17 protein-coding genes are annotated in these 14,411 nt (G+C 35.3%); all 17 read right to left on the bottom strand.

All coding sequences use genetic code 11. The annotated features are described in order from the left end of the window. Positions 1 to 35 precede the first annotated feature (35 nt). The 17 genes from LEGAS_RS03850 to LEGAS_RS03770 all read right to left on the bottom strand — a co-directional run bounded on the left by LEGAS_RS03850 (position 36) and on the right by LEGAS_RS03770 (position 14,291). Positions 36 to 755: a Bax inhibitor-1/YccA family protein gene (locus LEGAS_RS03850; protein ID WP_010386422.1), complete on the bottom strand. Its 720-nt coding sequence runs from the start codon at positions 753 to 755 to the stop codon at positions 36 to 38. Positions 756 to 898: 143 nt separating this feature from the next. Beyond that, positions 899 to 2,233, bottom strand: a complete 1,335-nt coding sequence (gene murC / locus LEGAS_RS03845) for a UDP-N-acetylmuramate--L-alanine ligase (RefSeq protein WP_010386424.1) — start codon at positions 2,231 to 2,233, stop codon at positions 899 to 901. Then, the gene (locus tag LEGAS_RS03840) at positions 2,233 to 2,376 is read right to left on the bottom strand and encodes a hypothetical protein (protein WP_010386426.1); all 144 of its coding nucleotides are present in this window, start codon (positions 2,374 to 2,376) and stop codon (positions 2,233 to 2,235) included. The genes murC and LEGAS_RS03840 overlap by 1 nt, the downstream gene beginning before the upstream one ends. Position 2,377: 1 nt before the next feature. Next, positions 2,378 to 3,034, bottom strand: a complete 657-nt coding sequence (gene ytpR, locus LEGAS_RS03835) for a YtpR family tRNA-binding protein (RefSeq protein ID WP_013231462.1) — start codon at positions 3,032 to 3,034, stop codon at positions 2,378 to 2,380. 80 nt (positions 3,035 to 3,114) lie between these two features. Next, complete coding sequence (locus LEGAS_RS03830) at positions 3,115 to 3,789, bottom strand: 5'-methylthioadenosine/adenosylhomocysteine nucleosidase (protein ID WP_010386428.1); 675 nt, start codon at positions 3,787 to 3,789, stop codon at positions 3,115 to 3,117. A gap of 127 nt (positions 3,790 to 3,916) precedes the next feature. Then, positions 3,917 to 4,213, bottom strand: coding sequence for a hypothetical protein (locus tag LEGAS_RS03825; RefSeq protein WP_013231461.1), 297 nt, complete (start codon positions 4,211 to 4,213; stop codon positions 3,917 to 3,919). A gap of 1 nt (position 4,214) precedes the next feature. Then, the gene (locus tag LEGAS_RS03820) at positions 4,215 to 4,766 is read right to left on the bottom strand and encodes an NUDIX hydrolase (RefSeq protein WP_010390010.1); all 552 of its coding nucleotides are present in this window, start codon (positions 4,764 to 4,766) and stop codon (positions 4,215 to 4,217) included. Further along, positions 4,766 to 4,990 (bottom strand): cold-shock protein, encoded by a 225-nt coding sequence (locus LEGAS_RS03815; protein WP_010390008.1) that lies wholly within the window; start codon positions 4,988 to 4,990, stop codon positions 4,766 to 4,768. The genes LEGAS_RS03820 and LEGAS_RS03815 overlap by 1 nt, the downstream gene beginning before the upstream one ends. 115 nt (positions 4,991 to 5,105) lie before the next feature. After that, positions 5,106 to 6,014 carry a glycosyltransferase family 2 protein gene (locus LEGAS_RS03810; protein WP_013231460.1) on the bottom strand — a complete coding sequence of 303 codons (909 nt, stop codon included), beginning with the start codon at positions 6,012 to 6,014 and terminating at the stop codon, positions 5,106 to 5,108. A gap of 94 nt (positions 6,015 to 6,108) precedes the next feature. Beyond that, positions 6,109 to 6,540 (bottom strand): glycerol-3-phosphate cytidylyltransferase, encoded by a 432-nt coding sequence (tagD, locus tag LEGAS_RS03805; RefSeq protein ID WP_013231459.1) that lies wholly within the window; start codon positions 6,538 to 6,540, stop codon positions 6,109 to 6,111. 17 nt (positions 6,541 to 6,557) lie between these two features. After that, on the bottom strand, positions 6,558 to 7,517 hold the full coding sequence (locus LEGAS_RS03800) for a glycosyltransferase family 2 protein (protein WP_013231458.1): 960 nt from the start codon (positions 7,515 to 7,517) through the stop codon (positions 6,558 to 6,560). Between the two features lie 39 nt (positions 7,518 to 7,556). Then, entirely contained in the window at positions 7,557 to 8,747 is a 1,191-nt protein-coding gene (glf, locus tag LEGAS_RS03795; RefSeq protein WP_010382613.1) for a UDP-galactopyranose mutase, read from the bottom strand. Between the two features lie 640 nt (positions 8,748 to 9,387). After that, positions 9,388 to 10,593 carry a CHAP domain-containing protein gene (locus LEGAS_RS03790; protein WP_013231457.1) on the bottom strand — a complete coding sequence of 402 codons (1,206 nt, stop codon included), beginning with the start codon at positions 10,591 to 10,593 and terminating at the stop codon, positions 9,388 to 9,390. A 235-nt stretch (positions 10,594 to 10,828) separates the two neighbouring features. Next, positions 10,829 to 11,608, bottom strand: a complete 780-nt coding sequence (locus tag LEGAS_RS03785; protein ID WP_013231456.1) for a DUF4422 domain-containing protein — start codon at positions 11,606 to 11,608, stop codon at positions 10,829 to 10,831. Positions 11,609 to 11,731: 123 nt separating this feature from the next. Further along, the gene (locus tag LEGAS_RS03780; RefSeq protein ID WP_013231455.1) at positions 11,732 to 12,367 is read right to left on the bottom strand and encodes a sugar transferase; all 636 of its coding nucleotides are present in this window, start codon (positions 12,365 to 12,367) and stop codon (positions 11,732 to 11,734) included. Positions 12,368 to 12,382: 15 nt separating this feature from the next. After that, positions 12,383 to 13,171: a type I methionyl aminopeptidase gene (map, locus tag LEGAS_RS03775; protein ID WP_010382619.1), complete on the bottom strand. Its 789-nt coding sequence runs from the start codon at positions 13,169 to 13,171 to the stop codon at positions 12,383 to 12,385. Between the two features lie 151 nt (positions 13,172 to 13,322). Next, positions 13,323 to 14,291, bottom strand: coding sequence for an ROK family glucokinase (locus tag LEGAS_RS03770; protein WP_010382621.1), 969 nt, complete (start codon positions 14,289 to 14,291; stop codon positions 13,323 to 13,325). Positions 14,292 to 14,411: the final 120 nt, after the last annotated feature.

The following is a 14,411-nucleotide window of genomic DNA, read 5'->3' as shown; positions in this document are numbered from 1 at the left end:
AATACTCATGTTTATCATATTGGTTTGGAAACTTACTAATCTCTTGATCCACCAACGACACCAAAAATTCGAATTAGAGCAAAGAATAGGTTGACAAAGTCAAGATACAAACGTAAAGCACCGTTAACTGCTAACCCAGTTGTATCAGCTTGCCCAGCAAACTGGCTATACATGAGTTTTAAATTTTGGTTATCATAAGCAGTATACAACGAGAACACAATAACACTGACACCTGATATCAATAATGACACAATTCCATTATAAAATAGAATGTTCACAACTGATGCGACAACTAAGCCAATCAATAAGCCAAAAAGAATTGAACCCATACCAGTTAAATCACGTTTTGTGAAGATACCATAGGCGGCCATACCACCAAATACTGCAGCGGCTGATACAAACGCCATGGTCACTGAAGCACCTGTATAAATTGCTAACAGCAAACCTAACGTCAACCCTTCAACAACAGCAAATGCCATTAATAAGCCAAATGCTCGTGCGGGGTTTTTAAAGGTTGCACGCCCAATCATTGTCATAATTAAGATTTGAATACCAAAAAGTGCCAATGTGCCAACGATATTTCCTGCAATCAAAGCAACCACTTGAGCTAAGAAAAATTTTTGTACAACAAATCCCGTAATTGCCGTAACCATAACAGCAATTGCCATAAAGCTATACGTTTGCTTGAAAAACGCCCGCATACCCGCATCCATGCCTGTTACATCACGACGTGTATTAATATTAAAATTATCCATTTGAGTCTCCTCACATTAAGTTCTTCAAGTAAAACACTGTACCAATAACTATTTCTAGCTAACACATATTATAACAGAGAATTGATTAAATTTATATTAAATCGCTTTATTTAAAGTCCCTATTTATCACTTAACATAAGCTTTTATTGCAAATCAGTTCGTAGTTGTCCAAGCAATTTTTCATAGGCAAATTCATATTTTTCAATATCACCTGCACCCATAAATACCATGACAGCATTTTCATAAGGCATTAAGAGACTCATATTTTCTTCCTCAATAATACCACCGAATTTGCTTATCTCTGCGCCAATTTCAGCAGAAGTAACAGCACCCACTGATTCACGTGCTGAACCAAATATATTTGCCAAATACACTTTATCTGCCGCTTCCAAGCTTTTAGCAAATTCATCTTTATATGCAATAACACGCGAATATGTATGCGGTTGAAAAATTGCAATAATTTGCTTATTAGGATACTTTTGACGTGCTGCATCGAGTGTCGCATCAATTTCTGTTGGATGATGCGCATAATCATCAATTACTGTAATATCAGCAATTTGCTTTTCACTAAAGCGCCGTTTAACCCCTTGATAAGTCATTAAATACTCACGAATCAGATCTAAATCAACTTTTTCCATGTAAGCAACTGCAATCACTGCCAAAGCATTTAAAATACTATGCTGTCCAAACAATGGCACTGAAAACTCACCTAATGTTTCACCACGAAATGTCACATTAAAATGTGATCCTTGTGTTGACTTATGGATATTTTCAGCTACAAAGTCATCATTTTCAGGACTCGTTCCATAGTAATAAACCGTTGCTTTAGGACGAAGTGCACGTAAATGTGCATCGTCTCCCCAAGCAAAAATAGCTTTTTTAACGTGATTAGCAAAATCCGAAAAGGCATTTGTCACATCTTCAATATTTTTGAAATAATCGGGATGATCAAAGTCAATATTTGTTAAAATAGCATAATCCGGTGCATAATCCTTAAAATGACGTCGATATTCATCAGCCTCCGCAACAAAAAATTGCGAATTAGGTACCCCACGACCTGTCCCATCCCCAATCAAGTAAGAAGTTGGCGCGATATTTTTTAAAACATGTGCTAGTAATCCAGTCGTTGATGTTTTACCATGCGCACCAGCAACTGCGATCGAAGTTGTTTGCATGATTTGTTCTTGGACAGCTTCAGGGTAAGTCATCATAGTAACGCCCAATGCCAAGGCTCTGGCTACTTCAACTTGTTCATCAGAAAACGCATTACCACGCACAAAAATAGCCTCACGGTATTTGTCAACATTTTCTGATTGAAATGATAAAATTTTAATTCCAGCAGCTTCTAATGGAGCTTGTGTATAAGTATAAGCATCAATATCAGAACCGATCACAATATTTCCTTGATCATGCAAAATTTGAGCCAAAGGTCCCATTCCAGTCCCTTTAACACCAATAAAATAATATGTTTTAGGCATTATTTCCCCTTATTTGGTAAAAATGTAAAGTACTGCAATTCACCTTTACGTAACTCAAATATCAATTTTTTATACTGCGCATTTTCATCATTTAACGTGCGATAAGTACGCGGTGCGTTTTGTAATTTATCTTGTATTAGCATATCAATATTCAGTATCCACTAAGCCATCTTTATATAATGATTTTGCTTTATCAAAGTTAAAAGGTTCGCCAATTTCACCAAAGCTTTCTGGTAAAATGAGTGCACCAGGTTTATCAGGCGCACCGTCCAATTGTAGTTCACGACCTGAAACAATCATGCCACTTGATGGTACACCTCGCAGGGCACCGTCCCAAATTAATGCACCTGATGGCATCATAGTCCCTGGTTGTGCAACAACAACCTTGATTCCTTCACGCATATTTGGCGAGCCAGAAACAATTTGTAATACTTTCTCATCACTCACAGCTGTTGACGTAACTGATAGATGATCCGAATCAGGATGTGCCGTGATACTTTTAACACGACCAATGACTAGTTTTGATGCTTCTGCCACCAAAACATCATTAAATCCTGCTTCTCGAATCACGTTATTCACAATTGTAATTTGATCCTTATTGAGAAAAATTCGACCATTTTGTAATGTTATATTTAATTGTTTGCCCAGACCAACAATATTAAATCCTGTTGTTTTTTTTGTGTCTCTATCTTGAATACGTGTTACTTGACCATTTGTCGTGACCTGCTGCTTATCGGCATTAGGTGCTAAAACAATCACCAAAATATCGCCACATGCTTTTAAATTATAGGTTGTTATCATTTCTCAGTCCTTAACTTATTTCGTAATTTTATGGTATCATATTCATTTTAAAAATACAAAAAGCCGCTATCGCGGCCCACTTATGCTTTGCTGTCCAAATATGATAAGAGTAGTTTAGCCGAAACTTTTCCTGCTTCTACAACGTAATCATCAAATACAATTCCAGAATCACCATTTGCCAAATCTGAAACGCCTCGTAACACAATAAAGGGTGTCTTAAATTGATAAGCCACTTGTGCCACAGCTGCAGCCTCCATTTCAGCAAGCATAGCTTCAGGGAAATGTGTCAAAATACGTTGCTTAGCTTCATCTTGCACAAATTGATCGCCTGAAACAATAAGGCCTGTTTTAACTGCTGCCAACTGTGAAAACTCTCTAACAACTTGTTTATCTGCTTCATAATACAGCGGCCGATTGGGTACTTGACCAAAGTCATAACCAAATACGGTTACATCAACATCTGAATACGCAACATGCGTCCCTACAACCTCAGCACCTATTTTCAAATCAGGATCTAGCGCACCGGCTGATCCCGTATTAACAACTAAATCGGGTTGGAAATTATCAATTAACACAGTAGTCGCTGAGGCTGCTGCAACTTTACCAATACCTGATTCCGTTAGCACAACCTCATGCCCATGATATTGTCCAGTCGTAATTTCCGTACCACCATGACGTTTTGTTGCTGTATTTTCTAATGCAGCAATTAAGGTGATTTTTTCTTCCGCCATTGGCGTAATAATTCCAATTTTCATAATTAATAGACCAACAATTCATTAGTATCAGCACTTAAGGCCGTACATTATAAACTTGTCAGTAAGTTCCCTTTCATTTCTATATGTTCGTAACTCATTGCATATGTCTTTTTTTATTGATAACAAATTAATTCACAAGAAAAAAGAATGCATATGTCGCCACAATCAAAAGTAACAGTACAACAATGGTAACGTTGTAACGATGTGTCAGTCGCTTAGACTTACCTAATGCTGTGAGCTTGCCATCAGATCCGAGTTCATAACGTCCCTTGCGTGTCAGACGCATTTCTTCGCGTGTTTCTGGTGCCACAACTGTTATTTTTGTTGGGTGCTCTCTAGCATAATTTTTTTCAACTTGATTACGTTCTTTTTCACGTTTTTTTTGAGCTTTTTTGGCTGCCCTTCGTGATAGTTCTTCAGACATTTTAACCTCTTAAATATGACCAGTACAAGAATGCTAATATCGTTTTTTGATCAGTCAGTTTACCAGTTTCAAATAACACTTGCATATCATTAAATGATACTGTTACCAGATCTAAAGATTCGCCTAAATCTCTTGGTAACTGCTCCTTTTCACTAACCAATTGGAGATCTTGAGCAGTGTAAACATGCATATAAGCATCGGAAAATCCAACTGTTTCAAAAAAACCTACTACACGTTTAATAACGCCAGCAGTCATTCGTAACTCTTCATTAAGTTCACGTTCAACCGCATGTTCAGGTTGATCAAAATCGCGCTCGTCAAGTTTACCAGCAGGTATTTCTAAAATAAAATCACCAATCGACGCACGATATTGTTTTTCTAATATCATATGATCTGCATCGATAAATGCTAAGATTGCTATTGCTGGGACATGCCTTACAATATCACGCTTAGCTTGATGCCCATTATATAAGTTGACCGATTGCGTTTCAATACTAAAAATTGGCCCTTTATAAATTATTTTTGAATCAATGACATGCTCGCGCTCTGCCATTATGCATCAACTGCTTTCTTCATAATCGGACTCACTTGTGCCGCCTGATAATTTTTAAACCCCTGAACAAGCACATAATTCACTTTTTCGCCTTGAATAAGTGATTTAAATCCTATCATATCAATACCATTAAAATGCACGAATACATCTTCACCACCATCATCGGGTGTAATGTAGCCATAGCCACGTTCTTTTTGCCAAATTTTTACTATTCCTGTTTTCATATTCTTATTATATCAAAAAAAGACGCTTCTATGTCGTGTACTATAAAAATTAAATAGCTTCCTGGTTTATAGCAAATCTTTTGAACAGCAACAAGCACTTTACTTTTTGGACTCATCACAATTTTTCAATATCAGGGTCAAATTTAAATCCATTAATTGTTCCCTTTACAATCAGTTTTATTTTTTGACCACGATATTGCACACCAGGTAAAAATAATGTTTTTAACAAATCGAGCACACTGTGTCCTAATGTTTTAATAAGTTTTAAATTAGAATGTCGACGTCGAGATGTTAATAGACGATTACGATATTCAAATAAGTATCGTGGTAATCGACTTACGACTACTTCACCAACAATATCACCGGGTTCTGAATTAAATTGACTGGCATGTATCACGATTGATTGACGAACAAGGTATCCAGACATCGCACGTGCTGCACGTTCGGTATACTCAATATCATCGCCCCAAATGAAGTATTCTTTTTGAGGTAACCCAATTTTTTTAATTAGATCACGTTTAAAAATAGTGGATACAAAAGTTGCATGTTTAATGGGTAGCCATTTTTCATCACCCTGATATATTCTACGCTTGTTCCCATTTAGCAAACCTGGTATATTCATTTTAGCCCAGTTTCCATCTGTCCATACCACTTTACTAGCACCCCAACCGGCCAACTTATTATTATCAAACATATCTAATAAATTTGTTAACGCATTAGCCGTTGGCATTGAATCATCATCCATCAACCATACAAAATCGTCGTTTGTTTGTTCAAAAAATGTTCGAATACCTAAATTAAATCCACCAGCACCACCTATATTTTCAGATAAATGCACTATGATTAAGCGAGAATCTGATAAGTTGTCCAAATATTCACGTGTGCCATCAGTACTTGCACCGTCAATAATAATTAGATGTTTCAATCTATCAACATCTTGACTTAAAACCTTTTGAATTGATTTGCTTAGTAATTCTAACCGATTATACGTTACAAGAACTGCTGATACGGATAATGTTCCCATCATAACTCCTTATTTGTCTGCCTAACAGTTTATTACGGCATTAGCTGGGTATTTGTGCGAATAAAAAAGGCTTCTCGCCCTTTTCAACAAAAAGTTAATCTGTTTTAGATTTATGATTAGTCGTCAAATCTTTTGTATTTAAATCCTTTTTAATCTGGGTTGTTGATATTTCAGGCGTGCGCGCTAAATAGACAACTTCTGCATCTGTTTCATCTTGCAAAAAATCAAATTGACCAGCCCAATCATCACCCATAACAAACGTATCTACTTTGTATAACTTAACATCCGAGGTTTTTTGATCCCACGCTTCCTCTGGAATAACTAAATCAACATAGCGAATGGCTTCCAACAATTGTTTGCGCTTTTCATATGAAAAATAAGTTTTCTTTTGTTTTGAATGCCAATTAAACTCATCAGTTGAAAGTGCAACAATTAAATAATCACCCATTTCTTTTGCACGTTTTAATAAATTGATATGCCCATAATGTAACATGTCAAAGGTGCCGTATGTGATCACTCTTTTCATAGTCGATAATCCTTTAATTATTTTTCTTCTCGGGTAATATAAATTGGTCGATGTTTCGATTCTAAAAAGATAGCAGCGATATAACGACCAATAACACCCAAACTTAGCAACTGTATACCACCAATAAATAAAATAATTGTTACAATTGATGGCCAACCCGCAGCGCTGTTATTGTAAGCTAAAGCACGAATAACAATAAAAGCCGCACTCAATAGTGAGATACCAAACGAGAGGAATCCAAGACCAGTTATAATCGTTAATGGGAAAGTTGAAAATGAAACAATGCCCGCGATAGCATATTTTGATAATGACCAAAATGACCATGACGTGCTGCCCGCAACACGTTCCCTATTTTCAAATGGGATATACTTTGTTTTAAAGCCAACCCAACTAAATATGCCTTTACTAAATCGTTGATTCTCACTCATTGACAAGATTGCATTAACCATCTGCCTTGTCATCACACGATAATCACGTGCGCCATCGACAAGCTGTGTTTCACTTATTTTATTCATCCACACATAAAATTGTGCAGAAAACCATGATCGTATTTTGGCCTCGCCTGACCGATCAGCTCGTCGTGTGCCCACAGCATCATAATCGCCACTCTGGACATCCTGCAACATTTGTGGCAATAATTCTGGTGGGTCTTGTAAATCGACATCCATCACAGCAACATATTGTCCAGTTGTTTGTTGCAGACCAGCATAAAGTCCAGCTTCCTTTCCGAAATTACGAGAAAAACTAATGTAGTGGACATTTTCATCACGATTAGCTAATTCACGAAGAATACTAAGTGTGTGATCTGTCGAACCATCGTCAACAAAATGATACTGTATTGTGGCTGTTAATTTATCTTTCAGAGCAGATAAAGTATCATAAAAAGTTTGAATTGTTTCTTCTTCATTATGAACGGGCACCACAAGTGATAATACTTCTGGTTTTTCAATTGAATACTTGTCAATTTTTTCTGTCATTTTAGGTCCTAAATTTTTATGTACGCCCCATTGGGCATTTTACTTCGTGTCATCATGTGCAAAATTAAAATCTGCAGCAACGTTAAACTCTTCTCGTACAGTATGGAATGCATCATTAAATACTTGATCCATATCAAAATAACGGTATTTACCTAGTCGACCACCAAAAATAATTTCTGGATGTTTTTGGCGTGCCTCTTGTGCATATTGCTTGTAAATTTGTGTGTTTTTATCATTATTAACTGGGTAATACGCTTCTTTCGATCGATCCCACTCTTGTGGATATTCTTTGGTAATGATTGTCTTACCTGCATCCGCCAAGCCATCAAGATGGCGCCATTCCATTACGCGCGTATAGGGTGTTTTAGCATCTGTATAATTAATCACTGCATTCCCTTGATAATTATCAGAATCAATCACTTCACTTTCAAAGCGTAATGAGCGATACTCTAACTCACCAAATTGATAATCAAAGAATTGATCAATCATCCCAGTATACAAAACCCGCGGAAACTCTGACAATAGTGTTTCTTTGTGATCAAAAAAGTCTGTATCGGTTAACACATCAATTAAACCTTGTGATTGTGATAACATCCGCTCAAATATTTGCGTATAACCACCAACCGGTATCCCTTGATAACGATGATTGAAATAGTTATTATCGTAAATAAAACGTACTGGTAATCGTTTTATAATAAACGCCGGTAGTTCGGTTGCTGGACGTCCCCATTGCTTTTCAGTATAACCTTTGATTAATTTTTCATAAATATCAGTACCAATCAAAGAAATAGCTTGTTCTTCCAAATTACGTGGTTGACGGTTTCCTAAATCTTTCAACGCCAATTCGCGTTGCTCAGCAATTTTTGCCTGCGCTTCATCGGGCGTCTTCGTTCCCCACATTTGATAAAATGTATTCATATTAAATGGCAAATTATATAAAGTGCCCTGATAATTTGCGACAACTTGGTTTTGATAGCCATTAAATTCAGCAAATTGGCGAATATAATCCCATACTTCCTTATTATCCGTATGAAAAATGTGTGCACCAAAATCATGAACTGTAATACCATGTTCTACATGTGTATGGGTATTTCCAGCAATATAAGGCCGCTTTTCTACGATCAACGACTTTTTTCCACGTTTGGCTGCTTCATATGCAAAAATCATGCCAAATGGCCCTGCACCAACAATTAAATAATCATAATTTTTTGTATTAAATTTATTTACCATAATATCTCCATTATACCTGAGACGCATCAACTTTGCATATTGTAAAACATTTTTTTGCGAATCAATTTTTAATTAACGACATGAAATTTTTAAGTCTTTTTTGATAATAGCGTACTGAAAAAAATGAGACGAAATATAGAAAACAGGAACATAGTATATCTACTATAACTGCTTCAATATATAAACAAATCTGTATCAAATATAGTCATGCTCATCTTATTAACTTATTCTGTTCAACCAACGTTTCAGTATTATGAGTTAAATTATTGTCATAACCTTATATTTTAATGCCTAAAATAATTTTTGTAACTTTCTTACATTTCCAATCATTTTAATAATTGTTTGACTTTCATTGTATGCAGACATTAACAATATTAGTTTTTCTATCCTTTAATATCATTTATTCTCGATTCTACAATATTGTATGCCATATTTTATTGATTATTTCACATCATTATACATTATTTAAAACTTTTATAACAATAAATAAGTATATATTTTATCTACCATGAATACATATTATTAGTTTTAAAAACAAAAAAGCACCCCACATATATGCAAAGCACTACGTTAATTACAGTATGTCTATTTTATACCTGTTACATCTTTAAAAATTCAAGTTTATTCAGAAAAAATAGAATTAAAAATGTATAATTCCCGCTACAGTCGAGTCTACCCTAATTATTCTTTCATGATATGCCAACCCACTATAATTACCTTCAATTATGTTAAATGTTCCATCATTGTTTATACTAGTAACATACGCGACATGGCCTTCAGCATATGGATACAATGAAGTTCCCCCTTTAAATGAAATAGCAGTGCCAGGTTCTGGAATTAAATCAACCCGAAGTCCTTTATTCCTTGCACAGCTTGCCCACTCAGATCCATTGCCTAGTCCTCTAATTACCGAGTCTGGAACTCCCTGAGCACTTAAAACGCCTGCGACAAATGCTGTACAATTATGACTATAGTAGCCCCAGCCGCCGTTATTGTATCCATTAATACCAGCCTCTTTAGCATTTTTAGGAACAATAGTACTATCATCAGATATAGCTCCGGTTACTTTGTCGAAGTAATACCAATTATTATCAATTTTTTGTTCACCATAAATCATTTGACCTTGACTATTATAATAAACTGTTTTATTGCCTAAATTTTGAAAGCCTATTGTCATTGCTCCGGTTATTTTATCAAAATAATACCAATTATTATCAATTTTTTGTTCACCATAAATCATTTGACCTTGGCTATTATAATAAACTGTTTTATTGCCTAAATTTTGGAAGCCTATTGCCATTGCTCCGGTTACTTTGTCGAAGTAATACCAATTATTATCAATTTTTTGTTCACCATAAATCATTTGACCTTGGTTATTATAATAAACTGTTTTATTGCCTAAATTTTGAAAGCCTATTGTCATTGCTCCGGTTATTTTATCAAAATAATACCAATTATTATCAATTTTTTGTTCACCATAAATCATTTGACCTTGATTATTATAATAAACTGTTTTATTGCCTAAATTTTGGAAGCCTATTGCCATTGCTCCGGTTATTTTATCAAAATAATACCAATTATTATCAATTTTTTGTTCACCATAAATCATTTGACCTTGGTTATTATAATAATATACTTGACTATTATTATTTATAAATCCATTTTGAACATTATTACTCACAAATGCATTACTATCATCGTCAGCTAGTTGACTTAACAGTGCACCATGTTCATTAACAATTTCTTGATTATTTATATTAGCAGAAACTGTTGTTTCCTTAATAATCATAATATTAATTAAAACAAATGGTATCATTATAATTTTTAAAAAAGTATTTCTACTCATTATTTCTTCTTTCTTCTTAGAAAAACATCTACGTGTACACTATGCTATTGCTAAGTATAAAACGTTAAAGCTCAAAACAGTTAACTTCAGTAAATTAAAAATAATTAAATTATTTACTATCCCAAATTATGCACTACTCTGAATGAACAATACCAAAAATACAATATTGGTTTAACCTCAAACTATATGTGATGTAACATGAAATTCAGTTTTTATGAAAACATTTCCCAACTCTTTACACAATTCGCCCTATGCCGATTTTTCGGGCCAAAAATCTCCCCCCCTTAAGCAACCAATTTTGTCTTTCCATGAAAATAACGGGAACTTCTTGATAATTGATATGATTTTTATCCAACCAAACATCCAACAAACGCTCACTTAAAAATCCATAAACTCTTTGTTCATAGTGATCCCACTGCACAACATCATCTTGTATTTGCACTTCAACTGCAAATAGTATATCAAATAACCAGTCCATATACGCGTCAAATTTATTTCGCTTCATAATGAACATATTGAACATATGTGCCCAGCTATGTGCCATATTTCGATCGTAGGAATCTAAATAGTCTGGTTGACGTGTTGCAATCACAGAACGTAAGACATCTAATGATTCACCATGATGTGCATGACGGTAATGTGACTGACTACTTTCAATCCAGTATCGTCGCTTTTTAGGTACGATAACAGCGGTTGTTTGTAACAACTCACGTAAATCCGGCTCAGATAAAATTGCACTCAAACTTTTTTTCTTCGAAATTGAAAAAAAACGGCGATAATGTACAAGTCCAATAACATCTGCATCAGAATTATGTCTTGCCCAATATAAAGCTGTTAATTCATTGAAATATGGATTTTTAGCAGAAATATTGACCCCATTATTATCGTATAAAAATCCAGCAAATTTTTCAGAAGCAAGTGCTGACCCAACTTGAATCGGTGTATACATACATTCTTTTTGAGGCATTGATGCTTTTTTGTGTGCTGCTACCAAGATTTGAATTTTATCAACCATATTTTTTTACCAAATCACCTAGCTCTACAATATCGAATTAGCTAGTAGAGACTATTATTTTATTTTAACGTTACCTATTTTTTATATAAAGCTAGCATTGGCTTATTTAGATCTTTCATCAGTTTAATAGGCCCCTTTAGATTTAAAAATTGCAATCACGTTTCTAAATACGATACTAATATCATAAAAAAAGCCTGCATTTGCAACATACTCTAATTCTATTTGTGTTCGTTCTGGATATTCAATGAGTGACCGACCACTAGCTTGCCATAGACCCAATGCACCAGGTCTAACTGACAAGAATATATCCTTTTGATCACCATATTCTTTTAGTTCTTCAGCAACAATCGGACGCGGCCCGACTAAACTCATATCACCAATCAACATATTCCAAAATTGTGGTAATTCATCAATGGTTGAACGACGTAAAAAAGAACCTAATTTTGTAATTCGTGGGTCTTCTTTTGTTGGTAGTTTATAACCACTAGCAACATATTTTTCGTATAATACCTTATCTGCTTTTAAAATTTCCTCAGCGTTTGGAACCATTGAACGGAATTTATAAATGTGAAACGGTTTACCATCTTTACCAATTCGTTGTTGTTCAAATAACGCCGATGATTTTGGACTATCTATTTTTAAAATTACAAATACTATCACAAATATGGGAGATAACACAATTAATCCAAGTAACGCAAAAACCACATCAATGAGTCGTTTAGTAATTAAATATGATTTGTGTTTTGGCTTGATTTTCAAATTTTTAACCTACTTTTACAAATATTTTGCATCGAATTTTGCATCTTGACTTGTTAGTATTTTTGGCCCTTCTTTTGTAATTGCTAGTGTATGTTCATATTGCGCTGACCATGAGCCATCACTAGTTGTAACAGTCCAACCATCTTCAGCCGTATCATCAGTATCAACTTCCCAGCCACCAATATTAATCATTGGTTCAATCGTGATAACCATGCCTTCGCGTAAACGAATGCCATGACCTGGTTTACCATAATGTGGCACTTGTGGTTCTTCGTGCATTGTTGGCCCAACACCGTGACCAATATACTGGCGTACATCACCGTAATGATTTTCAACTTCAGTATATTGCTGAATTGCATTGCCAATATCGCCAATACGATTACCAATAACTGCTTGATCAATTCCTAAATACATGGCCTTTTTTGTCACAGCCATTAACTTTTGTATTTCAGGTGTTACTTCGCCCACAGCATAAGACCACGCTGAATCCGATACAGCGCCTTTAAGCGCAACGACTGTATCTACCTTGACCAAATCACCATTTTTTAAATGTAACCCTTTACGAGGCAATCCATGAGCTACTTCATTATTAACACTAATTGTTGTTGCATACTTAAAGCCTTCAAATCCAATTTGTGAAGGTACAGCACCATGGCTTTCAATATAGTCACGTGATTTTGTTTCAATTTCCCATGTATCAATCCCTGGTTTAATTAAGTCTTGTAACATATGATGCATACCAGCAATAATTGCACCAGATTGGCGCATTGCTTCTATTTCTCTTGGTGATTTTAAAGTAATCATTTTGTATCTTCTTTCTGTAAAACAAGTCGCTTATAGCTTATTATTTAATTAACAATACCTTACATTATACCTTTTTTAACCTATAAAGTGTTGTTTATTAAAAAACGTGTCAAAAAAAACAACCAGACGGTTGTTAGTTAATTTTACTTATTTAGTTAGTGTCAACACGTGCCAATGATGCTGCGCCAATGACGCCAGCATCATTACCTAGTTCGGCTAATTTAACACGTGTTGTACTTCTAACTGTTGGAAAAGCAAATGTTTGCCAATTTTTTTCTACACGGGCACGTAAAAACTCTCCCGCTGCGGCCACACCACCACCAATAACAACAGCTGATGGATTTAATATGTTAGACATAGCTGCTGTAGCATAGCCTAAGTAATATGCCACTTTATCAATAACTTTATTAGCCAAAAAATCACCATCTTTTGCTAAATCAAACACAATTTTTGAAGTGACTTCATCCCCATTAGCAATTAATTGTTTTAGCTTTGATGAACCAACATACTCTTCAGAAAAATCTTGTGCTAAGTGTACAACACCGGTCGCCGAAGTATATTGTTCCAAGCAACCTTTGTTCCCACAAGTACATAAGTAACCGTTGGGTTCAACAACAACATGCCCAATTTCACCACCTGCACCGGCAGTTCCATGAATCAGTTGACCATTGGAGACTAAACCACCACCAACACCGGTACCAAGTGTAATAAATGATACCTCATCATCATTATTACCAGCACCTCTCCAAGCCTCACCAAGTGCTGCAGCGTTAGCGTCATTGTCCAGCGTCAACAAAAAGCCAGTACCAGATTCAATGTCTGCTTTAACATTTTGTTCTGTCTTCCAATTTAAGTTATAAGCACCAGTCACGGTACCAGTCGTCCGGTTTACCGTTCCAGGTGTACCCATGCCAATCCCAATCACACGCTTTGGATCTAATTGATATAAGTCAAGGTGGTGATTAATTGATTCAATAATATCTGGTACAATATGTACTCCATCATCAAAAACATTCGTTTTAATTGACCATTTTTGTTGAATTTCACCAGTTTCAGTTAAAATAGCAAACTTAATTGTTGTGCCACCAAGGTCAACACCGATTAATTTATCTTTAGCCATTATCTTAAAAGTGCAACATACCGCCATCGAAGAGAGTAGCTCTCTAACATACGGTGCAGCACACGTTTCCTCCTAGTAAGTTGATTACCCACTCATTTTAACAGAAAACACCTGCAAATT

Source organism: Leuconostoc gasicomitatum LMG 18811, assembly GCF_000196855.1.
GTDB lineage: Bacteria > Bacillota > Bacilli > Lactobacillales > Lactobacillaceae > Leuconostoc > Leuconostoc gasicomitatum.
Note: the sequence above shows the minus strand (reverse complement) of the source record. Positions and strands in the feature narration are given on the sequence as shown.

What these genes read in the sequence shown, in the direction of transcription:
- LEGAS_RS03850 (WP_010386422.1), bottom strand. Translation starts at nt 755, where the DNA reads ATGGATAATTTTAATATTAATACACGTCGTGATGTAACAGGCATGGAT.
- murC (WP_010386424.1), bottom strand. Translation starts at nt 2,233, where the DNA reads ATGCCTAAAACATATTATTTTATTGGTGTTAAAGGGACTGGAATGGGA.
- LEGAS_RS03840 (WP_010386426.1), bottom strand. Translation starts at nt 2,376, where the DNA reads ATGCTAATACAAGATAAATTACAAAACGCACCGCGTACTTATCGCACG.
- ytpR (WP_013231462.1), bottom strand. Translation starts at nt 3,034, where the DNA reads ATGATAACAACCTATAATTTAAAAGCATGTGGCGATATTTTGGTGATT.
- LEGAS_RS03830 (WP_010386428.1), bottom strand. Translation starts at nt 3,789, where the DNA reads ATGAAAATTGGAATTATTACGCCAATGGCGGAAGAAAAAATCACCTTA.
- LEGAS_RS03825 (WP_013231461.1), bottom strand. Translation starts at nt 4,213, where the DNA reads ATGTCTGAAGAACTATCACGAAGGGCAGCCAAAAAAGCTCAAAAAAAA.
- LEGAS_RS03820 (WP_010390010.1), bottom strand. Translation starts at nt 4,766, where the DNA reads ATGGCAGAGCGCGAGCATGTCATTGATTCAAAAATAATTTATAAAGGG.
- LEGAS_RS03815 (WP_010390008.1), bottom strand. Translation starts at nt 4,990, where the DNA reads ATGAAAACAGGAATAGTAAAAATTTGGCAAAAAGAACGTGGCTATGGC.
- LEGAS_RS03810 (WP_013231460.1), bottom strand. Translation starts at nt 6,014, where the DNA reads ATGGGAACATTATCCGTATCAGCAGTTCTTGTAACGTATAATCGGTTA.
- tagD (WP_013231459.1), bottom strand. Translation starts at nt 6,540, where the DNA reads ATGAAAAGAGTGATCACATACGGCACCTTTGACATGTTACATTATGGG.
- LEGAS_RS03800 (WP_013231458.1), bottom strand. Translation starts at nt 7,517, where the DNA reads ATGACAGAAAAAATTGACAAGTATTCAATTGAAAAACCAGAAGTATTA.
- glf (WP_010382613.1), bottom strand. Translation starts at nt 8,747, where the DNA reads ATGGTAAATAAATTTAATACAAAAAATTATGATTATTTAATTGTTGGT.
- LEGAS_RS03790 (WP_013231457.1), bottom strand. Translation starts at nt 10,593, where the DNA reads ATGAGTAGAAATACTTTTTTAAAAATTATAATGATACCATTTGTTTTA.
- LEGAS_RS03785 (WP_013231456.1), bottom strand. Translation starts at nt 11,608, where the DNA reads ATGGTTGATAAAATTCAAATCTTGGTAGCAGCACACAAAAAAGCATCA.
- map (WP_010382619.1), bottom strand. Translation starts at nt 13,171, where the DNA reads ATGATTACTTTAAAATCACCAAGAGAAATAGAAGCAATGCGCCAATCT.
- LEGAS_RS03770 (WP_010382621.1), bottom strand. Translation starts at nt 14,291, where the DNA reads ATGGCTAAAGATAAATTAATCGGTGTTGACCTTGGTGGCACAACAATT.